The organism is Psychrobacter sp. SZ93C1, from assembly GCF_015864635.1.
GTDB lineage: Bacteria > Pseudomonadota > Gammaproteobacteria > Pseudomonadales > Moraxellaceae > Psychrobacter > Psychrobacter fozii.
The window spans coordinates 200,918-224,657 of record NZ_JADYWY010000003.1 but is presented as its reverse complement, the minus strand read 5'-3'; the positions used below and the strand labels follow the sequence as shown (position 1 = coordinate 224,657).

Below are 23,740 nucleotides of genomic sequence, written 5' to 3'. Positions count from 1 at the left end.
TGAGTACACTAAGTATAGGAAAAAAAAGCTTTTAGAGGGCGTAATCATGACAGAGCCATTTTTCGGCAATGATCACAATCCTCTGTCGTCAATGAACACAAAGCCCTCTGTATCAGAGGATGCAAATGATATTGAACGTATTGAGAACATAGCGGTTGTATAGAATTGAACAATGCATGTCAATGACACTCTATACAACCCCTCATTAAAAGCGATGACATATTCAATAGTATAGTCGATTCAATTTAAAAGTAGTACAAGGCAACCGAGTGTAGATGTATATGTGATACTTCAAGTGAGGTTAACGCTGTAATACTTTTATAGTGGAACGACTATATTCAATATAACTGGTAAGGTTGCATCCTTTTAATAGCGTCTAATGCCAATGACTTTTATGCTTGCCCTAGCATTTGTACGCGCTGATCGCTAAACATATCCATATCCGGTGCCAGTGTACGCATAAACCGATCGAAATATAGCATCTGCTTGGTCAACAAGGCAAAATCACGTGGGAAATGAATACCATGACGCTTACCTACTTCCACAATCTCAAGCATCATTTGATTGAGCTCATCGGCTTGTTCTTTACTATTAAAAGGTACACCGCTCGTAAAGGCTCTGTCCTCTGCCATGATGGTTTTCATCATACGCTGTAAATCATTACCCAGTGCCACCACATCGACCTGATTGCCACCATGCGTCATCTCCATATCAATCATATGACGCGCCATTGCTTGATAGTCACTGTCTTGCATGGCTTGCATCATACCCATACACGCGCGCCAGCTTTCCGCTTTTAGCTTACCCACGATACCAAAATCTAAAAATCCAATGCGGCCATCAGTCAATAACATCAAGTTGCCCGCATGTAAATCAGCATGGAAACTGTTGCACAGCATCAGACTAGCAAACCATGTGTTCAACGTATCTGCCATGACTTGCGCAGGATCAGCACAGTATTGACGCATGAGTGATTCATCGACCATAGAGACACCATACAAGCGACTCATGGTCAGTACGCGCTTAGTAGTCAACGCTTCATATACGGTCGGAGCTACCACACGAGTATTGCCTGATACGGCTAAAAACTGCTGAAAATCGCGGATATTCTGTGCCTCAGCGATAAAATCTGTCTCTGCTAACATACGCAGACGAATCTCATCGATAATTGGCGCAATACTGGCAAACTTCATCGATGGCATAAGGATTTCAAGTAATTTGGTTACGCCATGCAATACGCCCAAATCCGTCTGCATAATGGTTTCAACGTCAGGCTTTTGCACCTTTAACACCACTTCATCGCCATTATGCAATCGTGCAGCATGAACTTGGGCAATAGACGCTGAAGCCAGTGGCTCTGAGTCGATATGGGCAAACTTATCATCTAGCGTCATACCGTCAGCCTCCAACTCTTCTTTTAGTACCTGCTCGATATAAGCATAAGACAAGGGCGTGGTTTGATCTAAGCAGCTCTGAAAGGCTTTTACGTATTCGCGTGGAAATAAAGACGGCGTGCTAGCGATGAATTGGCCAATCTTGATATAAGTCGTACCTAATTGCTCAAATGTTTCTTTTAATAGCATCGCGTCGGGCTTTTCCCCTCTCGCGACTCTGAGCGCCGACAAACCAGCGACACTCGCTGTTTGGCGAACACGATTGACAACATTGAACGTATGTTTTAATAAATGCGGACGGTGAATTTTCATAAGAAACAACTATGGTCATAAAAAGGATGTGGGAAAATAGACGGTAATATATGCAGATGAGCCAAGTAGCCACCAACTCATATCTATTGATTAATGACTGCTACAGACAGGACACTCTGCATCTTGGCGATAGCCCATTAGCCGTTGTTGCATTTGGCCACCATCCCATATGAGCAGCTTATTTGTCAGTGGATTTTTGGTTAATCCAAGGTATTGCAGGGCGGCATTGGCTTGCAAATTTCCCATAATCGCAGTCGTACTAGCAAGCACACCTGAGTTGGCACAAGTACGCTCATCAGACTCTGTATCACTCACCACCGAACCAAACACGCAATGATAGCAGCCAGTGTTTAACTGTGGCTCATACAGGGCTAACTGCCCTTGCATCGCAATTGCTGAGGCAGATAATAATGGAATCTGATAACGCACACTAATACGATTGATCACATCACGTGTGGCAAAATTATCAGTACAGTCTAAGAGCAAATCAGGCTTACCGGTCGCTATATTCAGCAATTCATAAGCATTATCTTCATTCAATCGCGCCACCGTACCTCGAGCAGTGATTAAAGGATTCGTTTTCTCTAACATCTGCGCCGCTGCTATCGCTTTAGGCTTACCGATATCTTCAGGTAAAAACAATGTCTGACGCTGTAAATTACTGGCCTCAATCTCATCGTCATCGATTAGATGGATGTGCCCAAGTCCCGCCCGCACTAGCGTCTCAGAAGCAGGACAACCTAGACCGCCCGCACCTATAATGACCACACGAGACGACTTCAAGCGTATTTGAGCATCAATATCCCAGCCATCGAGTAATACCTGCCGTGCATAACGCAGCAGCTCTTCATCCGATAGCTGCGCTGTCTCTAATGAATCTGCCATATTTAGCCCTTATCTACTACTGTCTAAAATCTATTCTCAAACAAAAAAATCAACACTAAGCAACTCAGTAAGCCGTTCAGTACAATATTTGTTTACTGAATCTATTTATTAAATTTTCCCTAGCGTCACACGGTCATTATCACCGTAGTCTTTTACCGTATGAATAGACTCAAAGCCATTATCCGAAAACAGCTGTCTAACCTGTGCACCTTGATCGAAGCCATGTTCAATCGCTAACAATCCCCCTGCACGCAAGTATTGCGAAGCTGTCTGGACGATATGCTCTATATCAGCCAGTCCATGATTGGGTGCACTTAACGCGCTAATAGGTTCAGCGACTAATCGAGCTAAATGCTCATCTTCCTCATCAATATAAGGAGGGTTAGATACAATCACATCGAATAGCTGACTGTCATCAGTAGGCAGACTGTCGTACCAACTGCTTTGTATAAACTTAATATCAGCGACGTCATTGATAGCCGCATTGTGCTCAGCTACTTTCAGCGCCTCTAGCGACAAATCAACTGCAACCACTTGCCAGCTATCGGATATATCACCAATATTTTTTGACTTTAATTCATGTGCAAGGCTGATCGCGATACAGCCTGATCCTGTACCCAAGTCAAGCAAGCGCTTTGGTTGACTAGCATCTGTACATTTTGATTGAGTTGCTATCCAGCCTAATACTTGCTCAATCAACACTTCAGTATCAGGTCTAGGAATCAACGTATGCTTATTAACAGTAAACGTCAGTGACCAAAACTCTTGCTGACCCGTCAAATACGCAAGCGGTATTCCTGCCTGCATCTTGGTCACACCTGCATTGAATTGCTCAAACTCGCTGTCTGTTAGCTGATAATCTTCATCTGTCATCAACGCTATCGCAGGCTTATCAACGACATACAACAGCCAATCCGTGAACCAAAATGACGGTAGCTTGCTGTTTACAGCCTCATTCATCAATTGCTGAATGTGCTGCTTTATCTGACGAATGGATGCTGTCATAGGTAGCTCTTAAAAATAATGTGCGTGGTGAATAAGATAAAAACCAGATGCAGCCACTACTCCGTAGCACGTGGTGGCTCTTTGGTATCGGACAGACTTGGATTGGCTTTTGTTAATTTATTACCACCACTATTATCACCTTCATCATCGCCATAAATGTCATCGTTGTCACCAATGACGATATGCTTATCGACATAGTAAATCAGCGCCAGAATCGGAATACCTATCGCAAAGGTAAAAATGAAGAAAAATGGATAGCCCATATTATCGACGATAGCACCCGAATATCCGCCCATTACTTTAGGAATCAACGTCATGAGTGATGAGAAAATAGCGTACTGTACTGCTGTAAAACGTATGGAGGTCAACGCTGATAAGAAAGCAATAAACACCGCACTGGCCAGTCCTGCTGCTAAGTTATCAAATATGACCGCAACATACATAAACGGCAAACTGCCTGGATTGTAAGTGAGTAGCACAAACAACAAGTTAGTAGCACACGCAAGAATAGCGCCAATCATCATGGCATGCATCATACGGAATCGCTGTGCTAATAGCCCGCCCAAGAACCCACCTGCAATCGCCATAATCACACCGACGAGTTTCACTGCGTTGGCGATATCCGTTTTACTAAAGCCCATGTCTTGATAAAAGACGTTGGAGATCACGCCTGCCACAATATCTGAAATACGGTATAACCCAATGAGCGCCAATAATAAAAATGCCTTTTTACCATAGCGTCTAAAGAAATCTAAAATTGGCTCAACCCAAGTGGCCATCGCCACTTCTTTTTTGACCAACCCTACTTGTACGAGTGCATAACCTGCAGCCATCGCCACACCCAAGCTTATCAGCAGATGTAATGTTTCTACAAAGAAGCTAGAAAACGCGCCTTCGAACTCTGGAAATAATGGTCCAATCAAGACATAAGCCATGACAAACGCAACGACAGAGAATACAAATAGCAATACCAATCTTACGTAATCTTCGCGAGTTTCAGCAACTAATGGGGCTTTATTGATAATTTTAGGTTGGTTGATAATGAAGTACAGCAGCAATAAAGGCGCACAAGCGACCAAGGCCAAAAAGTAAAACTTAATTGCTGGCATGGCCATTAACGGTATCATCGCTATGGTACTGCTAAATACTTTATTGACCAAAATATTGATTAGATATATCAAACTAAAAATCAATCCCGGTATTAGTAGTAAACCAGAATAAATCAGAAATACCTTAAGATTGCTCTTCTGCTTTTTGTGTTGTAACGTCTCAGCCGTTGGCTCATAGCTGGCAAACGTGGTTAATACCCCTAACGTCATGACCCCTGCCATGATGTAGTAAGTATTACGCCATGCCTCATAACTATAAAAAGTCTCATTCGAGCCAAAAAAGTCAGCTAAATATAAAGCGCCTGCCCCAGCCACAATCATACCGATGCGATAGCCTGACACGTAGATAGAAGATAGAATCGACTGCATCGATGGCGGTGCTAACTCAATACGGTAAGCATCAATCACGATATCTTGTGTGGCAGAAGAGAAGCCCAACAGCACCGCAGCCCCTGCCATGTAGACTAAAACGTCTTCACTAACAGGGTTTACATTTGCCATCAAAAAGATAGCCAATATGATAAGCAGCTGCGATACCACCATCCAACTACGGCGTCGGCCCAACCATTTGGTCAGAAATGGCACAGGGAGCGCATCGATTAATGGTGCCCATATAAACTTAAACGAATAGCCAAGTGCTGCCCAACTAAACATGGTCACGACGCTACGATCAATACCAGCTTCTCTGAGCCATAAGGACAAGCTGGAGAAAATAAGCAGTATGGGAATACCCGCTGAAAAGCCCAAAAACAACATGATAATGACACGGGGGTCTAAATAAGCTTTTGCAGCTTCTCCCCATGATTTTTTGATAGCCGGTTGATTGGGTGGTACAGATTTGACAGCAGACATAATAACTCACCAACAATTCAGACAAAGAACACAACCGTGCACAATTTTTATCAATCTTTAGAATAAGTTATAAACGAAAGGATCGATAAAAATTGCTCTACGTTGCACCAATATTACGATTACAACAAAATTCAGTTATGGTACTTGAGAACCTTTATTTTGACTAGATGTTTTTACATTAACTTATGGCTCGTAGCCTTTGTACAGTAGACTATCTTTCTAAGTAGTAACGCAAATGGTAGTAATATTTCAATAGGGTTGGTTTGGCTTTCTTTTTTCTTACTATTACCCCTTTTTAAAGAGTTCTAATAATGGCATTATCAATGGGCAACATGTAATAGATGGGCAATATATAAATAAAAATGGAATGGATGCCTGCTTGGTAGGTTTGCCGTATGTTCAACCAGCTGTTATTAAACCAATAGTAATGAGCGATGGTACTAACAACGATTTTAATAAACAAAACATCAAAATTTTTATGATTGATAATTTAAAACATATAATTCTTATATATTAGTTTTATAAATCTACTAAGTTTGGTTATGCTCTTTACATAAACAACGGTTACCAAGATTAACGGTTTGTTCTTTTCGATTATCATAACCCAGGAGTAATACCATGTCTGACTCAACCAATACTTCAACTGACAATAAGAACACAGCAGATAATAGCGGCTGTCCTGTAGATCATAAAGGCAGCAATACTGCATCAACCAATACCACCTATGAAAAAGGGGATGGCACTGGACCGACTATTCATAGTGAAAATGCTGATAACTCACACGAGCCAAAACGCCCTAGCATGGGTGGCTGCCCAGTTATGCATCAAGCACATACTACCACTGCATCTGCTGCAACAGATTGGTGGCCAAATGCGCTTAATCTAGATATCTTACATCAGCAAGATTACAAAACAGACCCAATGGGTGCGGATTTTGATTACGCTAAAGCATTCAAACAGCTAGACTTAGAAGCAGTCAAAACTGATTTGAAAAATCTAATGACAGAATCACAAGAATGGTGGCCAGCAGATTGGGGACACTATGGTGGCTTGATGATTCGTATGGCATGGCATTCTGCCGGTACCTATCGCCGCGCTGATGGCCGTGGTGGTTCTAATACAGGTAATCAACGCTTTGCCCCTCTAAACAGCTGGCCGGACAACGTCAACTTGGACAAAGCACGTCGTCTACTGTGGCCAGTCAAGAAAAAATACGGCAATAAACTGTCTTGGGCAGATTTGATGATCCTAGCAGGTAACATGGCTTATGAATCTATGGGCTTCAAAACCCTAGGATTTGCGGGTGGACGTGCTGATATCTGGCATCCAGAAAAAGATATCTATTGGGGTTCTGAGCGTGAGTGGCTTGCCGCTACCAAAAACCGTTACGACAATGATGAAGAACGTGAATCATTAGAGAATCCTTTAGCCGCTGTGCAAATGGGCTTGATCTATGTCAATCCAGAAGGCGTCGATGGTAACCCTGACCCAATCAAAACGGCACAAGACATCCGAACCACTTTTGGCCGTATGTCGATGAATGATGAAGAGACGGTTGCTTTGACAGCGGGTGGTCACACCGTTGGTAAGTGTCACGGTAATGGTGATGCAACGATACTAGAAGATGAGCCAGAAGGTGCTGACATCAAAGAGCAAGGCCTAGGCTGGCGCAACCCTAACGGCACGGGTAATGCAGGTGATACCGTCTCAAGTGGTATCGAGGGCGCGTGGACCACGAATCCAACCGAATGGAACTATGAGTACTTTGACCTACTGCTCAATCATGAGTGGGCACTAACGAAAAGCCCAGCAGGTGCGTGGCAATGGGAGCCAGTCGATATTAAAGAAGAAGATCGTCCTTTAGATGCGCATGACCCAAGTGTACGCCGTAACCCAATCATGACTGATGCTGATATGGCGATGATTAAAGATCCTATTTATCGTGAAATTTCAGAGAATTTCCACAACAACCCAGAGTACTTCGATGAAGTTTTTGCAAGAGCTTGGTTTAAGCTAACCCATCGTGATTTGGGACCAAAATCTCGCTATTTAGGTGCAGACGTACCATCAGAAGACTTCACATGGCAGGATCCAATTCCAGAAGGTAACGCTGATCTGAGTACTGATGATATCGATCGCCTAAAAGCACAGATATTAGACAGTGGCATTGATCATCGCGAGCTTATTATTACCGCATGGGACAGCGCTCGTACCTTCCGTGCTTCAGACTATCGCGGCGGTGCCAATGGTGCTCGTATCCGTTTAGCGCCGCAAAAAGACTGGGCAGGTAATGAGCCTGAGCAATTAAATCGCGTACTTGCAGCGCTTACGACTATCCAAACGAACTTCGATAAAGAAGTAAGCATAGCGGATCTAATCGTATTGGCTGGTAATACTGCCATTGAAAAAGCCGCAGCTAACGCAGGTGTTGAGATTGAAGTACCATTCGATGCTGGTCGCGGTGATGCTAGCGACGAGATGACTGAAGCCGAAAGCTTCTCTGATCTTGAGCCGATACATGACGGTTACCGTAACTGGATTAAAGGTAGCTATGTGGTATCTCCTGAAGAGATGCTATTAGATCGTACCCAGCTAATGGGTCTAACTGCTCCTGAAATGGTTGTATTGGTCGGTGGTATGCGTGTCCTTGATACCAACTATGCTCAAAGCCAGCAAGGCGTCTTCACTGAGCGTGCAGGTACGCTTAGCAATGACTTCTTTGTGAACTTGACTGACATGAGCAATACATGGAATCCTGTTAAGACTGATAATAATGATGCCACGGCACTATATGAATTGCGTGAGCGCGCTACTGGAAACGTCAAATGGCAAGCCAGCCGTGTCGACTTAGTATTTGGCTCAAACTCTATCTTGCGCGCATATGCTGAACTGTATGCACAGGATGATAACTTAGAGAAATTCGTTCGTGACTTCGTTCGTGCTTGGAACAAAGTCATGAATGCGGATCGTTTCAGTTAAGAATCATTAAAGGCAAGATTGTTATTTGAATTACAAGCTAAGACAGTCATCGAAAGGTGGCTGTTTTTTTATGTTTGTATCACATCTAATCCAAAGTAAATATTATAATGAATACGCCCTATCTATTAGAGAATTAAATTATGAATATAGCCTTATTTGATTTTGACGGCACCATAACGAACACAGATACCTTTACCAAATTTATATTATTCGCAGCAAATAAAAGAAAAATTAATGTAGGTAAAATCATCTTATTACCAACTATCGTTAAATATAAGCTAGGTAGATTACACGGTAGCGAGATTCGAAAAAAAGTTTATAACTTCGCTTTTAAAGGGACAAATGAGCGACAGCTTAGAATAAAAGGTAAAGCATTTTCTGAGCTGATGATACCTAATTATATAAGAGCTAATGCTTTCGAAAAAATAAAATGGCATCAACAAAGAGGAGACATCGTCGTTATCGTCTCTGCATCTTTGGATTTATATCTCAGTCCGTGGTGTACAAAATATGGACTAGACTTGATATGTACTAAGGTAGATGTCGTTGATGGTATATTGACAGGTAACTATATCAATGATGACTGTAGCGGAATAACGAAAAAGCAGTTGGTTGAACAAAAATATAATCTGAGTAATTTTGACACTATATATGCTTATGGAGACACATTAGAAGATGAAGCGTTGCTGAGTCTAGCAGATGAAAGATTCTATCAGCACTTCTGAGTACTCAAAAACAATTTCAATGTATACTTTTAACCGCATATTCCAAAAAAATATAAATAGATAACTATTTAGTATATACAAGAATAACCACTTTGTTTTACACTGTTCTCTTATTATATATTGATACATTTTTATTTTATGTATACGGACAGGGTTTGTATATTTATATAACAGGACTAAGTTATGGCAATCGATGTAGTGGTCAATCAGCGACATTTACAGATTCAGCTCAAGCAGCTGGAAACAGTATGGCATACAGTGATTAATGGCTATAACTTAAGTCAAGCGGCGACCGTGCTACATACCAGCCAATCAAGTCTGTCAAAGCATATTGCAGCGCTTGAAAACCAGCTAAAGACCGAGGTTTTTGTGCGTCAAGGCAAACGCCTAACAGGTCTGACGACGATGGGTACAGCGCTCATGCCTCACATTGAGTCTATCTTCGCTGAAATTCGTACTATTGAAAATCTTAGTCTTGATTTTAATAACCCAAATATCGGCACATTAACCATTGCCACCACTCACACACAAGCACGTTACGTGTTACCGCAAGTGGTAAAAGAGTTTAAAGAGCGTTTTCCAAAGGTCAATCTCATCTTACAACAGGCAGATCCAGAAACCATCGCCCAGATGGTTATTCGTGGTCAAGCCGATATTGGTATCGCAACCGAGTCTTTGCTGCACAATAACTATCTACGCTGTTATCGCTATTATGATTGGACGCATCGAGTCATTGTGCCAAGCGACCATGAACTTGCAAATCAAGAGTCTATTGATTTGCCGACGCTTGCCAGCTATCCAATCGTGACCTATCACGGTGGCTTTACTGGACGTGGCGCGATTGATAAGACTTTCGACGAGGCAGGATTAGAGCCAGATATCGTGCTAGCAGCACTTGATGCTGATGTTATTAGCACGTATGTCGGTCTTGGTTTAGGCATTGGTATTATTGCCGAGATGGCGTTTGAGCCGAGTCATTATCAGAACTTGACCGCGATACCAGTGGATCATTTTGGTCGCTTTACCAGTTGGATGGCTGTACGTGACGATGCTGAAATTCGCCAATATGGACGTGCTTTTATGGAATTATGCCAAAAGCAGTTTAGTTAAAAAGCTACCTTAGCTAAAAAACCTTTTCAATTCCAAAGACAAATTAGCTAATATTTCTATTCATACAAAATTCGGCCGCACCCTCGTCACTAGATAAGGGTGCAGTTTGCTTTTCATACCGCCATTTCTGTTAGAAACTTACTCTCAATCTTCTCCTCTTGTATTCATATCACATTATTAAAATTTGTTATCGTCTCCATCTCTGACCTTTATATTCAGTAGAACTGCCCCATCATGTTAAGGGTCAAGCACTCAACGTTTTTATAAACAGCCTATAAGACTGTCAGAAAAACGATGAATGCTTTTAAACTGACCAAACAGGTGATTTATGAGTAAAACCATTCCCTTATCTTTTTTAGATCTCGCACCCGTACCTCAAGGCAAAACCATCGCTGAAGGTATTGCCCAGACCGTTGACACTGCACAGCAAGCAGAAAAATTCGGTCTGAACCGCTACTGGATGGCCGAGCATCACAACATGCCCGGTATTGCTAGTGCGGCAACCTCAGTACTATTGGCTCATATTGGCAGTCAAACCAAGCGTATACGTATCGGTGCGGGCGGTGTCATGCTACCCAACCATGCGCCGCTCGTCATCGCTGAGCAATTTGGTACTTTGCAAGCATTGTATGGCGATCGTGTAGACTTAGGTCTGGGCCGTGCACCCGGTACTGATGGTGCGACTTTTCAGGCATTACGCCGACAAATGAAAGATGCTGAGCGCTTCCCGCAAGACGTGCAAGAGCTGATGTATTTCTTAGGCAATGATACAGATGGCAGTGCTGTGCAAGCGTTCCCTGGAGCAAAAACAAACATTCCTATTTGGATATTAGGCTCGTCTCTCTTTGGCGCGACGCTAGCTGCACATTTTGGGTTGCCTTATGTATTTGCCTCTCACTTTGCCCCACAAATGCTTGAGCAAGCGATTACCGCTTATCGTGAGCAGTTCAAGCCATCCGCTTATTTAGACAAGCCTTATGTTATGCTAGCCGCGAACTTGTTACTGGCAGATGACGATGCGACCGCACAGTATCATTTTACCTCAGCGCAACAGAGTTTTGTACGCTTGCGCCGCGGTGAAACAGGTCAAATGCCAAAGCCTACTCACGATATAGATAGTATTTGGAGCCAAGCAGAAAAAATGATGGTAGATAATGCATTGTCAGTATCGTTCATCGGCTCTGTCGAAACCGTCAAACCAAAACTTGCTGCATTTCTCGCAAAATATGAGCCAGATGAGCTAATTGTGACTGCCAATATCTACGATCAGGCAGCTCGTTTGCGTTCACTTGAACTTACATCTGAGCTAAACTTGTTTACTTTACAATGATATAGGACAATTGCATAATTATTGATAAACCCTAATAAGACAAGTGCTATGGAAACTTCTACTTTGATTGGTTCATCGATATTTTTGTATATTGTCGTGTTTCTTGCCGTGATGGTCGTTGGTGGTTATTTGACATACCGTACCAGCCCAAAACGTAAACAGCGTAGAGAAGACAAACGCAATAAAGACAATTTGAATTCATAAAAAAAGCCTCCTTCTCTTATTTGAAAAGGGGGCTTATTTAATTTTACTATCCGTCACAGAATAACTTATTGTGTTTCAACGATAAACAGATTTTACCAATCTACTGAAGAACCTAGACTCTGTTGTTGGGCTTGTTTTGCCACATATAATGCAACTGCCGCATCAAAACTGGCTGCACCAACCGATTTAAATAGCGTCATACCTTTATCGCTCTTAGCAATGCCTTCTTTTAATTCTGCGGTAACCAACGCTTGCAAATCACCGCTCAGGTCATCCCATACCCACGTACAGTCATCGTTGTCATGCGCCTGAATTAAGTCACCCGCTTCGTGATGGCTGCCAGCCAAATCATCCACGATGACCATCTTACTATTGGCAATCACATCATTACTTATCTCTTTCATCGAAGGCTGATAAGCCCCGACTGCATTGATATGTACCTCAGATTTGATTTGATCAATACTAAATAAACCTTCAGTAGCACGAGTTGCTACATTAATAATATCGGCATCACGGACGGCATCGTCTAACGCTTCACAGACCTGAATATCTACATTCCATTGGGCATAATCACGGGCAAAACGCGTTTTAAATTGCTGTGCACCTTCATGATTTCTATTCCATAAATACACCGTCTCAATCTCTGGGCGTACCGTTAGCACTGCATGCAATTGCTCATAAGCCATGCCGCCACAACCAACCACTGCGACACTATGGCAATCGGCTTTTGCCATATACTTGGTCGCGATACCTGACAATGCGGCGGTACGTACCTGCGTAATATAGATGCCGTCCATAATTGCTAGTATAGCGCCAGTATCGTTATTTGATACGGTAACAATAGCTGTAGTCGTTGGCATATCACGACTGGGATTATCAGGACAGATAGTCACTAACTTTACGACCGTGTATTCGTTCTCACCATCATACATCGTGGCTGGCATAGATAAATGTGAGCCTGAACGATGACTATCAGAATCAGTAAAGGTGCTTATCACCAAACGCTCAGGAGATTTAATCCAATTAGGATGTGCTGCTTGCTGATGTAACAATGTCTCAATTGCATCAACGGCTGCCTGCATATTAAGGTGTTCCGTCACGACTGCTTTATTTAACAATTGCACTTTTAATGCTCCTACTTATGAATTTATTATTTCACTTATAGTCAAAGAACTCTAAAATGGCTACAAGGCAGCCGACTGCAGATTGTACAAGTAGTACATCTAAGGAGGATAACGCCGTAGCGGTTTAGTAGTTCACTGACTATATGTGTCATCTTATAGCCCCAAAACAGAGCTTACATCATACCCAATCCGCGTAAAGTTGCCGCGCCAATTGCCATGCCAAACATACCAACGACGGTGGTAAACGCTAGAATATTGGCCGCGAGTATGTCATTGCCACCCATCGCTTTTGCCATCACGTAACTGGCCGCGGCGGTTGGGGATGCCACCATCAAAAACAGCACACCCATGTGTACGCTAGATAGACCAAATGCCAAGCCAATGGCGATAGCAACGATTGGCGCAATGACGATACGTCCTATACTGGCTTGCATAGACAACCCTGATGGATGCAACATAGACTTCATATCGATGCTCGCACCTGCGCAAATAAGTGCTAATGGCAAGGCCACTGCTGCCAATAAGTCGCCGGTCGTATGAATAACGCCAGTAATAGGCGGCAATGGCAGCGCTTTATAAACAAAAGCACTGACCAATGCTAGAATTAGTGGATTGGTCAATAGTTTTTTGACAATCATAATGCTGCGACTGGACCATGTATCATCCACACTTTTAGACACACGGCTGAGGGTAATCACGGCTAAGATGTTAAATAATATCGTGACGACTCCCATGTAGACGGCCCCGATACTTAAACCTCGCTCTCCATAGGCGTTGGCAACCGTGGCTAACCCTATAATCGCCATATTACTACGGAATACACCTTGCACAAATACGCCTTGGTCAGCAGGTTTGCTCACAAAATACTTGGCGTAAATTTCCGCTCCAATAAATAAGAGGAACGTCACTAAGATACCAGCGATAATCAGTGTGATTTGCTTGGCATAATCGACATCACTGTCGACCACACTGAAAAATAGCAAACAAGGCAAGCAGTAATTAAAGACAAAACTAGAGGCTTGATCGATAAACGTCTTACTCGCTTCGCCACGTCTTTGCATAAAAAAACCCAACCACATTAAGGCAAGGTTGGGTAAGACGATAGTAATAGCAAATACAATAGCATCAATCATAAATAGGCTCAGTTCGATGACAAGCCCATCATAATATGGACATCAGCGAGATAAATTAACAAGTAATGAGAAAGTTTCTGACCTAGTATAGAGACAAAGTAGCAAGTAAGACAAGGTCACATGCTCCTTTCTTTCGAAACCAACTGTAATCCTAACAAACAAAAGCCCGTAACGATATCTCGTTACGGGCTTTTTATACTATAAGTACTTTGTTATGAAAGGCTTTGTTAGGCTGTCATCAAAAATTAATACGGTTATTATGAATCTAGCGCAGCCTTCGCTTTTTTCTGTTTTTTGACTGTCATGGCTAACAATTGAATGGCGGCAGGTGTAACCCCACTCACTCGTCCAGCTTGGGCTAAAGTCGAAGGACGGACTTGCGTGAGTTTTTGCACAATCTCATTTGAGAGTCCAGATACGACACTATAGTCAAAGTCCATCGGTAGTGCGGTATTCTCGAGACGTTTCATTTGATCGATGTCTTCTTGCTGGCGATCGATATAGCCTGCATATTTGACAGAAATCTCTATCTGCTCGCCTACTTGTGTATCGACCTGCGAATCAGTAATAGCAGCAATATCAGCAAAATGTATCTGCGGACGCTTGAGCAAATCAAAGGCTGTCGCTTCTTTGCTAAGCACCTCTCCTGTCTGCTCTGTCACTTTTTTACCTAGCGCATTTGCAGGGGTTGCCCACATGTCTTTTAGGCGTGAAGTCTCTGTCGTAATCGCTTCCATTTTTTCTTGATAAGCCTGCCAGCGCACATCATCAACCAAGCCAAGCTTGCGACCCGTTTCAGTCAAGCGTTGATCCGCATTGTCTTCACGCAACAGCAAGCGATACTCTGCGCGGCTCGTAAACATACGATACGGCTCAGTAGTACCATGGGTAATCAAATCATCAACCAACACGCCCAGATACGCTTCATCACGGCGCGGTGTCCACACATCAAACTCACTGTTATTAGTAGTCACTAATGCGGCGTTTGTACCTGCGAGCAAACCTTGCACACCCGCTTCTTCATAGCCCGTCGTACCATTGATCTGACCAGCAAAGTACAGACGATCGATAGATTTGGTTTCGAGCGTTGGCTTTAGGTTTTGTGGATCAAAGTAGTCATACTCAATCGCATAGCCTGGACGGGTAATGTGTGCGTTCTCTAGTCCTTTCATACTATGAATAAACTCTAACTGCACATCAAATGGCAAACTGGTTGAGATACCATTTGGATACAGCTCGTGCGTGGTCAGGCCTTCTGGCTCGATAAATATCTGATGGCTATCTTTATCCGCAAAGCGGTGAATCTTGTCTTCGATCGATGGGCAATAACGTGGGCCTACGCCTTCGATTTTTCCAGAGAACATCGGCGAACGATCTAAATTCTCACGGATGATGTCATGGGTACGCGCATTGGTATGCGTGATATAGCAGTTCACTTGCTCTGGATGCATAGACACATCACCCATATAGCTCATGACTGGTAGCGGCGTGTCGCCCGGCTGTACGGTCATCACACTAAAGTCAACGCTACGCGCATCGATACGTGCTGGCGTACCTGTCTTTAGACGACCGACTGGCAGCTTAAGCTCACGCAAACGATCGGCTAATTTGATAGAAGGCTGATCGCCTGCACGCCCACCTTTGGAATTCTCTAGGCCGATATGAATCACACCACCCAAGAAAGTCCCTGAAGTCAGTACCACTGTTTCAGTCTTAAAGATAATACCCGTTGAGGTGACCACTGCCGTTGCGCGGCCATTTTCGACCAAGATATCATCAGCAGCTTGCTGAAATAGATCAAGGTTTGGCTGGTTTTCTAGCGTATGACGGATAGAGGCTTTATAAAGAATACGATCCGCTTGCGCACGTGTGGCACGAACGGCAGCACCTTTACGGCTGTTCAATACGCGGAACTGGATACCAGCTTTGTCCGTTGCTAGCGCCATCGCACCGCCCAATGCGTCAATCTCACGCACCAGATGTGATTTACCGATACCACCAATCGCAGGGTTACAGCTCATCTGCCCGAGTGTCTCAATGTTATGAGTCAACAGCAAGGTCTGCGCGCCCATACGTGCGGCCGCCAAAGCAGCTTCTGTGCCAGCATGACCGCCACCGATTACTATCACGTCGTAATGTTTTGGGTATTGCATGTGTGCCTCACTTGACTCATAACGCTGCCGATTACCCTATTTTATTATCAAACCGTGTGATTATAAAATAGTATGGCAATCGGCAAATAAACGTCAGTCGAATTTATAAAAAAGACAACGACTCAGATAAGTCGTTGGTAATTGGGTAGATAACCCATCATTATAACAATTTTTTGATGCTTAAAAAACGTCATAGCAAAAACTATTAAAATTAGGGTCTACTATAAAAATTATTTCCCAGGGCTTAGCGGTACGATCTGATCGAATTGACCACTAGACAGCATATGATGGCTACCATAGCCTTCTGGATTAATCTGTAGATACGCATTCATCTGACCAATCGCATCGCCGTCAGCACTGGCTAAGATCTGCTCTTTAATCAATTCAACAGGCGGTAATAATAAGTTTTTAAGCAATGCCAAGCGCTGTTGGTTATCACCTTTATTGGCCACCAACTCAATCAGCTGGCGCGCGTCAATTGGTAGATCTGGTGTGTTTTGTGCCAGTAATGCCAAATGATAAGCACCTGCCGTATCTTGATCGGCGACAATGCGCTGTTCGATAGCAACATACGTCGCTTCTGTCGCGCCGCCTGCCACACTAAGCTGATGGATACATTTCAGTGCTGAGTTGGACTCACTACTGGCAATTTCGATGATACGTGTCGATTCATTTTTTAAATGCTCGCGGCGTTTCTCTATTGCTGCTTGCTCAGCAGATACCGGTTCAGCCAATTGTTGTTCTGTTGGTTGATTACTCATAATACTCTCTCATTATTTATGTTTTTATAATATTTGCTATTGAGCCATATATGGGGGCAAGACTGACAAAAACAATAAAAGCCCGAGCGACCACTTAAGGACTGACTCGAGCTTTTATTGTTAAAACTTATCAGCTTGATATAGTCGATTCAATTTAAAAGTAGTACAAGGCAACCAAGTGTAGATGTATATGTGATACTTCAAGCGAGGTTAATGCTGTAATAATTTTATAATGGAATGGCTATAATAAAAAAGCTTAGATAAGTGTTTTTAGCATTAAGCAGCTGGGCTGTTTGCTTCAACCAATGGCTTTAGCTCACCTGATTGATACATCTGCAAGATGATGTCTGATCCACCCATCAACTCACCGTCAATCCATAATTGTGGGAACGTTGGCCAGTTCGCCACTTTTGGTAAAGTCGCACGAATTTCTGGGTTTTCTAAAATATTTACAAAGGCAAATGGGCGACCGATCTGAGTAAGAACTTCAATCGATTTAGCAGAAAAGCCACATTGTGGAAACTGCGGTGTGCCTTTCATATAAATAATAACTTTATTGTCACGGATTTGATCACGGATCAATTGTTCAACGTCGTTTGCAGCAGTGTTTGGGGTTTGCTCAGTCATAAAAGCTCCTATTGATAAAGCGGTTCATTGAAAACAGTAATTAATATTACAACATAATTGAGTAAAGAGACGGCTGATACATGGGGCAATCAACACGATATTACAAGTATGATTATATATCGGTTAAACATCAACTCTATGAGGCACTAATAATACCACGGCATTGGCCATGATGCCCTCTTGACGACCTGTAAACCCTAACTTTTCAGTCGTGGTGGCTTTCACACTGATATTACTGATATCTGTTTGCAAATCACTGGCGATATTTTCACGCATTGCCTGACTGTGCGGCGCCAGCTTTGGACGTTCGCACATCACAGTAATATCCGCATTGCCTAACCGATATCCTGCCTCTTGTACTTTGCCATAGACGTAGCGTAACAAGACTCGCGAATCCAAACCCGCATGTGCCGCATCGGTATCAGGAAAGTGCTGACCGATATCACCAAGCGCTAGTGCGCCAAGCAGTGCATCAGCGAGCGCATGTAACACCACATCACCGTCAGAATGTGCAAGCAAACTGTGAGTATGCTCAATGGGCACGCCTGCTAATATGACATATTGCTGCTGCTGACCATTATTATGGAAAGCATGAACATCGATACCTTGTCCAATTTTTATCATTAGTATTCCAAATAAAATAGAGGCGATTAAAATAATTTAAAACTACTATCTAAATTTCCAAAGCAGTTTTACGAGCAGTAAGATGCCATAGGTCGCCACCAGTTTCAATTAACTGGTATAATATGACGCTTATTTTATCATAATACCAAATCTGAAAGATGAGATGACAGTGTCAATGTGGTCAACTTACTAAATCTAGTAACTTTAGTAAGCAGCACCAGCTTATATGGTCATGTTAAATTTTGAATTAAGGTATAAATAGTTGAGCCGTCTTATGTCAGCCATCCCAAATACATCAAACATACCCGTTTCTGATTCTTTCAGCGCCCAGCGTACTTTGACGCTTGCCGATATTGATAATCCTAGCACCAAGCATGTGATTGTCGGTATGTCAGGTGGTGTTGATTCTTCTGTATCTGCCGTCCTACTCCAGCAAGCAGGGTTTAAAGTAGAAGGCTTGTTTATGAAGAATTGGGAAGAAGATGACGGTACGGAATACTGTACGGCGATGGATGATTTGGCAGACGCGCAAGCCGTGTGTGACAAAATCGGCATGAAGCTGCACACGGCCAACTTTGCCATGGAATATTGGGATCGCGTATTTGAGCACTTTTTAGCGGAATATAAAGCGGGACGCACCCCAAACCCTGATATTTTATGCAACAAAGAAATCAAATTTAAGGCATTCTTAGACTATGCCTTGACCCTTGGTGCTGATTACATCGCTACTGGTCACTATACGCGACGCAGTGTAAATTATACCAATGCCAGTGGGGATGAAGTTGCTCAGCTCTTACGTGGTCTAGATAATAATAAAGATCAAAGCTACTTCTTACATGCTGTCGGCGGCGACAAAATTGCCAAGACATTGTTCCCAGTCGGTGAGCTCGAAAAACCTGTCGTGCGCCAGATTGCAGAAGAGCATGATTTAGCAACGGCTAAAAAGAAAGATTCTACTGGTATCTGCTTCATCGGTGAGCGCCGTTTTAAAGACTTTTTACAACAGTACTTGCCTGCCCAAAAAGGCGATATCGTGACCGACGATGGGCATACTATCGGCACTCATGATGGCTTGATGTATTACACCTTAGGTCAACGTGGCGGTATTGGTATTGGCGGTGTGAAAGATCGTCCTGAAGAGCCTTGGTTTGTATTGGCAAAAGACCTAGACAAAAACCGTTTAATCGTCGGTCAAGGACACGAACATCCAATGATACTTAGCAATGAGCTGACGGCTTATAAAATGGATTGGGTCGACGGCCTGCCACCCGCAGAAGTGTTTACCACAGAGGGTCTACTCTGTATGGCAAAGTCTCGCTATCGCCAACCAGATCAAGCGTGTCGTGTATTTGCGACAAGTGCTGACGGAAGCGATGTCCGCGTGGTGTTTGACGAGCCACAACGTGCCGTCACTCCGGGTCAGTCAGCCGTATTTTATATCAACGAAGTGTGTCTAGGCGGCGGCGTGATTGCCTCGATTGATGCGCCATGCGGCTTCTAAAAGAATTATAGCGTTACTTTCGAGAACCACGACACCATTATTAGATTATTTTTACTGTTGTACTTAAAACGATTTATTTCACTACAATCACTGACTAAGCTAAAGGATATCTATGACCACCTCTTTTTCTGCCTTGACAGCCCTTTCTCCAATCGACGGTCGCTATGCGTCTAAAGCCGACAGTTTACGTCCTTATTTATCTGAATTCGGTCTGATCAAAGCTCGCGTCACCGTTGAGATTCGCTGGTTACAGTCATTGGCTGATAATAGCGCTATCGGCGAATTGGCAGCATTTGATGAGGCAACGAATGCTTTCTTAAATGCTATCGTTGATGATTTTAGTGAAGCCGATGCGCAAGCTATCAAAGACATCGAAGCCACGACCAATCACGATGTAAAAGCAGTTGAATACTTCATCAAAAACAAATTCCGTGGTCAGGACGCACTCATTGATTCGCTAGAGTTCATTCACTTTGCTTGTACCAGTGAAGACATCAACAACTTATCATATGCCTTGATGCTGAAAGACAGCCGTGAGATTGTGGTTGCCAAAATGCAGCAAGTGACCGATAGTATCGTTGATTTGGCCATTACTCATGCCGAGCAACCTATGTTGTCGCGTACACATGGCCAGACTGCTAGCCCAACGACCCTTGGTAAAGAAATGGCAAACGTGGCCTATCGCCTAGCTCGCCAAATCAAACAAATCGGTCAAGTTGAGCTATTGGGTAAAATCAATGGCGCGGTTGGTAACTATAACGCTCATTTTTCAGCCTATCCTGATGTAGACTGGCAATCACATGCTGAAACCTTCATCGGTGAGCGTCTTGAGCTAACCTTTAACCCTTACACCACTCAGATTGAGCCACATGATTACATCGCTGAGCTATTTGATGCCGTCAAACGCTTCAATACAATCTTGATCGATTTTAACCGTGATATTTGGCAATATATCAGCTTAGGCTATTTCAAACAGCGTCTAAAAGACGGCGAAGTGGGTTCTTCTACCATGCCGCATAAAGTCAACCCAATTGACTTTGAAAACTCAGAAGGCAACTTGGGCGTTGCAAATGCTATGTTGGCACATTTGGGCGAAAAACTGCCTATCTCACGTATGCAGCGTGATTTGTCAGATTCAACCGTATTGCGTAATATCGGTGTTGGTCTGGCACAAAGCATGATCGCTTTTGACGCTTGCTTAAAAGGCGTTGGTAAGCTTGAATTGAATGCACAGCGTTTGAATGACGACTTAAACAATGCACAAGAAGTATTGGCTGAGCCAATTCAAACCGTGATGCGTCGCTACCGTGTGGAGAACCCATATGAGAAGCTTAAAGCATTGACCCGTGGTAACGCAATGACTCGCGAAGCCATGCTAACGTTTGTCGAAAGTGATGAATTGTCTGCCGTGAGCGACGCTGATAAAGCACGTCTACGTGACATGACACCGGCCACTTATATTGGTAATGCCACTGAGCAAGCCCTTACCATTAAAGATTGGATTGCCAAGCTTTAATTGGCTGCTATTAACAGCGAGCAAAAAATAAGCGGGCAAAATGCAGCGAAATTTTAAATCTGTGGTTGCCAGCACCATTGCGGTATTCATCGTAATGGTGCTGGCAAGTATTGAGCCTCTAGAATGGTCAAGCTACCTACTACATCAGTTGGGTGCCTTGATTTTTTTAGGGTTGATGCTGCTAGCCTATCGCTATTGGCATATTAGCTCACGCTCCTATATTCTCGCTTCAATATTTCTATTCATTCATATTATCGGTGCACGTTATCTATACTCATATGTGCCCTACGATGATTGGACACAGCTCATATTTGGCGTCAGCTTAAACGATTTGTTTGGTTGGCAGCGGAATATGTATGACAGGCTCGTACATTTTAGCTATGGGCTTTTGCTGTTCAGTGCGATGGTTGAGAGCTCAAAATTTATCTTTAAGATATCATCCATCAAACTTTTGATAGCGATTGCACTCATGATTAATATGTCGTCAAGTTTGCTCTATGAGCTATTAGAATGGGGAATTGCAACCACCTTATCGCCAGAAGCAGCAGAAGCTTATAATGGTCAGCAAGGTGATGTTTGGGATGCCCACAAAGACATGGCATTAGCACTACTCGGTGGGCTAATTGCTGCGGTGATTACTCTATTTCAAATTCGTCATGATAGGGCTATGATCAAGTAGCCGAAAATAACAGCTGAATAATAAACTAATCATCTTTTTTGTCGTCATCACTATCGCCCGGTATGATGGCTTTACCCACTGCGACCGTACCTTTTACCACGCCTTTAGTGGTTTTATAAGCAATCTTAGCAGGGACAGTCACAAGCTTATGTATACAGCCTTGCAATAAGAACACACTGGCGATAATGACAATAAAATGTAACTTTTTCATAAATTTCCTACGATTAATGAGAGGCTCCGATAGCAAGCATTATACTCGCTATTAGATAGGTGATAATCATAAACTATTAAACCCCTCCTATAAAGCAATCCTCATTATTAATCTTATACCTACCCAAAGACACGGATTTACTCATGACCTCTATACCTCTATGCTTGCCAGCCTCTATCACTGCTGAACAATTCCTAGCAGAATACTGGCAAAAAAAACCGCTCCTTATTAAGCAAGGCTTACCACAACTCATCGGCATGTTTGAACCTGATGACATGCTAGGCCTAGCACTAGAAGAAGAAGCATCAGCACGCCTACTGACCCAGTCTGCTACCAAAACCGAAGGCCAAGCACAGTGGCAACTCAAAAAAAGCCCGTTGACTGAAGCTGATTTTGATAACTTGCCTGAGCAATGGACGGCGCTCGTACAGAATCTAGAGCAATGGTCACCTGAGCTTGGTCAACTGTGGCAAGCTTTTGACTTTATACCTCAGTGGCAGCGCGATGACATTATGGTCTCATATGCGCCAAAAGGCGGCTCAGTGGGCAAACACTATGATGATTACGATGTATTTTTGGCACAAGGTTACGGTCACCGCCGTTGGCAGCTAGGCAAATTCTGTGATAAAAGCACAGAGTTCGTCGCCGATGAGCCAATCAGGCTTTTTGACGATATGGGCGAGATTATATTTGATGAGATATTAGAAGCTGGCGATGTACTGTACGTACCACCTAAATTATCGCACTTTGGCGTTGCACAAGATGACTGTTTGACGTTTTCTTTTGGCTGCCGTCGCCCAAACTTGATGCAAGTCATCGATAATATGGCTGATATCGCAACCAACGATAGCGATTTATTTATACCGATGATACTGCCACAAGCGCTACAAGCATCAGGTGAGCTACAAACTGACAGTATCCAAGCGATCAAAAACCAACTATTGCAAATGCTACAATCTGATCGTGGTGACGACATGATTCGCCAAGCAGTGTCTGAAGTGGTTAGCAAGCGTCAATATGATGCCCTCGTACCAGAAGAAACTTTGGATACAGATGAGCTGATGCAAGCTTTGGCTGAAGGCGCAACACTGCAAGCAGACTATAACAACCGCTTGATCTACAGCCACACTGCTGATGGCATCCTACTATATGCGAACGGTCAGCGTATTGATGGGCTAGATGATGCGTCAACGACGGTGTTGATACGCTTGGCCAGTGGCGAGCACTTAACAAATCAAGATGTCACGGATATTGATCCAGATGAATTGAGTGAATGGTTAGAAAACGGCTGGGTTTGGATTAATTATCCTGAATAATGTGCTAATACTGGTATTTAACTAAAGCTTAAACAGCATTCATAACATAATCCGCTCAGTGTCTATTTACAGAGTAACTTTAGTAAAATAGACACTGGGTACCATTCAAATAAAGGCTATTAAAATAAGAGCCATTCAAATAAAATCCATTCGGATATGCACATTTAAACGCTATCGTTTGAAGCGCTAT

20 protein-coding genes are annotated in these 23,740 nt (G+C 43.2%); 9 read left to right on the top strand and 11 right to left on the bottom strand.

Annotated features, from left to right (window positions below; translation table 11 throughout):
- Positions 1-392 precede the first annotated feature (392 nt).
- The 4 genes from I6E83_RS05585 to I6E83_RS05570 all read right to left on the bottom strand — a co-directional run bounded on the left by I6E83_RS05585 (position 393) and on the right by I6E83_RS05570 (position 5,557).
- Entirely contained in the window at positions 393-1,706 is a 1,314-nt protein-coding gene (locus tag I6E83_RS05585; RefSeq protein WP_197100298.1) for an ABC1 kinase family protein, read from the bottom strand.
- A 90-nt stretch (positions 1,707-1,796) separates the two neighbouring features.
- A complete protein-coding gene (locus I6E83_RS05580) occupies positions 1,797-2,591 on the bottom strand; it encodes a HesA/MoeB/ThiF family protein (protein ID WP_197100297.1) in 795 nt (264 codons plus the stop codon).
- A 108-nt stretch (positions 2,592-2,699) separates the two neighbouring features.
- Positions 2,700-3,596, bottom strand: a complete 897-nt coding sequence (prmC, locus tag I6E83_RS05575) for a peptide chain release factor N(5)-glutamine methyltransferase (protein ID WP_197100296.1) — start codon at positions 3,594-3,596, stop codon at positions 2,700-2,702.
- Between the two features lie 56 nt (positions 3,597-3,652).
- Positions 3,653-5,557, bottom strand: a complete 1,905-nt coding sequence (locus I6E83_RS05570) for an AmpG family muropeptide MFS transporter (RefSeq protein ID WP_197100295.1) — start codon at positions 5,555-5,557, stop codon at positions 3,653-3,655.
- A gap of 801 nt (positions 5,558-6,358) precedes the next feature.
- Here I6E83_RS05570 and katG point away from each other — a divergent pair.
- From katG to I6E83_RS05545, 5 genes are all read left to right on the top strand, one after another.
- The gene (katG, locus tag I6E83_RS05565) at positions 6,359-8,536 is read left to right on the top strand and encodes a catalase/peroxidase HPI (protein ID WP_197100518.1); all 2,178 of its coding nucleotides are present in this window, start codon (positions 6,359-6,361) and stop codon (positions 8,534-8,536) included.
- Positions 8,537-8,676: 140 nt separating this feature from the next.
- Positions 8,677-9,261, top strand: coding sequence for an HAD family hydrolase (locus I6E83_RS05560; RefSeq protein ID WP_197100294.1), 585 nt, complete (start codon positions 8,677-8,679; stop codon positions 9,259-9,261).
- A gap of 183 nt (positions 9,262-9,444) precedes the next feature.
- A complete protein-coding gene (locus I6E83_RS05555; RefSeq protein WP_197100293.1) occupies positions 9,445-10,371 on the top strand; it encodes a LysR substrate-binding domain-containing protein in 927 nt (308 codons plus the stop codon).
- Between the two features lie 328 nt (positions 10,372-10,699).
- Positions 10,700-11,701: an LLM class flavin-dependent oxidoreductase gene (locus I6E83_RS05550; protein ID WP_197100292.1), complete on the top strand. Its 1,002-nt coding sequence runs from the start codon at positions 10,700-10,702 to the stop codon at positions 11,699-11,701.
- 48 nt (positions 11,702-11,749) lie between these two features.
- Positions 11,750-11,905: a hypothetical protein gene (locus I6E83_RS05545; protein ID WP_197100291.1), complete on the top strand. Its 156-nt coding sequence runs from the start codon at positions 11,750-11,752 to the stop codon at positions 11,903-11,905.
- Between the two features lie 92 nt (positions 11,906-11,997).
- On the opposite strand, the gene I6E83_RS05540 is transcribed toward I6E83_RS05545, so the two are convergent.
- From I6E83_RS05540 to ispF, 6 genes are all read right to left on the bottom strand, one after another.
- A complete protein-coding gene (locus I6E83_RS05540) occupies positions 11,998-13,029 on the bottom strand; it encodes an ornithine cyclodeaminase family protein (protein ID WP_197100290.1) in 1,032 nt (343 codons plus the stop codon).
- Positions 13,030-13,202: 173 nt separating this feature from the next.
- On the bottom strand, positions 13,203-14,162 hold the full coding sequence (locus I6E83_RS05535) for an AEC family transporter (RefSeq protein WP_197100289.1): 960 nt from the start codon (positions 14,160-14,162) through the stop codon (positions 13,203-13,205).
- Positions 14,163-14,419: 257 nt separating this feature from the next.
- Positions 14,420-16,315: a tRNA uridine-5-carboxymethylaminomethyl(34) synthesis enzyme MnmG gene (gene mnmG, locus I6E83_RS05530; protein ID WP_197100288.1), complete on the bottom strand. Its 1,896-nt coding sequence runs from the start codon at positions 16,313-16,315 to the stop codon at positions 14,420-14,422.
- 230 nt (positions 16,316-16,545) lie between these two features.
- The gene (locus I6E83_RS05525; RefSeq protein WP_197100287.1) at positions 16,546-17,076 is read right to left on the bottom strand and encodes a hypothetical protein; all 531 of its coding nucleotides are present in this window, start codon (positions 17,074-17,076) and stop codon (positions 16,546-16,548) included.
- A 276-nt stretch (positions 17,077-17,352) separates the two neighbouring features.
- Positions 17,353-17,703, bottom strand: a complete 351-nt coding sequence (gene grxD, locus I6E83_RS05520) for a Grx4 family monothiol glutaredoxin (RefSeq protein ID WP_110922946.1) — start codon at positions 17,701-17,703, stop codon at positions 17,353-17,355.
- A 123-nt stretch (positions 17,704-17,826) separates the two neighbouring features.
- Complete coding sequence (ispF, locus tag I6E83_RS05515) at positions 17,827-18,327, bottom strand: 2-C-methyl-D-erythritol 2,4-cyclodiphosphate synthase (RefSeq protein ID WP_194197513.1); 501 nt, start codon at positions 18,325-18,327, stop codon at positions 17,827-17,829.
- Between the two features lie 274 nt (positions 18,328-18,601).
- Between ispF and mnmA the strand changes: the two genes are divergently transcribed.
- The 3 genes from mnmA to I6E83_RS05500 all read left to right on the top strand — a co-directional run bounded on the left by mnmA (position 18,602) and on the right by I6E83_RS05500 (position 22,023).
- Positions 18,602-19,828: a tRNA 2-thiouridine(34) synthase MnmA gene (gene mnmA, locus I6E83_RS05510; protein WP_197100286.1), complete on the top strand. Its 1,227-nt coding sequence runs from the start codon at positions 18,602-18,604 to the stop codon at positions 19,826-19,828.
- A gap of 112 nt (positions 19,829-19,940) precedes the next feature.
- Positions 19,941-21,344 (top strand): adenylosuccinate lyase, encoded by a 1,404-nt coding sequence (gene purB / locus I6E83_RS05505; RefSeq protein ID WP_197100285.1) that lies wholly within the window; start codon positions 19,941-19,943, stop codon positions 21,342-21,344.
- 40 nt (positions 21,345-21,384) lie between these two features.
- Entirely contained in the window at positions 21,385-22,023 is a 639-nt protein-coding gene (locus tag I6E83_RS05500; RefSeq protein WP_197100284.1) for a DUF2238 domain-containing protein, read from the top strand.
- A 25-nt stretch (positions 22,024-22,048) separates the two neighbouring features.
- Here the strand turns inward: I6E83_RS05500 and I6E83_RS05495 are convergent, their stop codons facing one another.
- Positions 22,049-22,234, bottom strand: coding sequence for an NF038104 family lipoprotein (locus tag I6E83_RS05495; RefSeq protein ID WP_110922951.1), 186 nt, complete (start codon positions 22,232-22,234; stop codon positions 22,049-22,051).
- Positions 22,235-22,377: 143 nt separating this feature from the next.
- Between I6E83_RS05495 and I6E83_RS05490 the strand changes: the two genes are divergently transcribed.
- On the top strand, positions 22,378-23,550 hold the full coding sequence (locus I6E83_RS05490) for a cupin domain-containing protein (RefSeq protein WP_197100283.1): 1,173 nt from the start codon (positions 22,378-22,380) through the stop codon (positions 23,548-23,550).
- Positions 23,551-23,740: the final 190 nt, after the last annotated feature.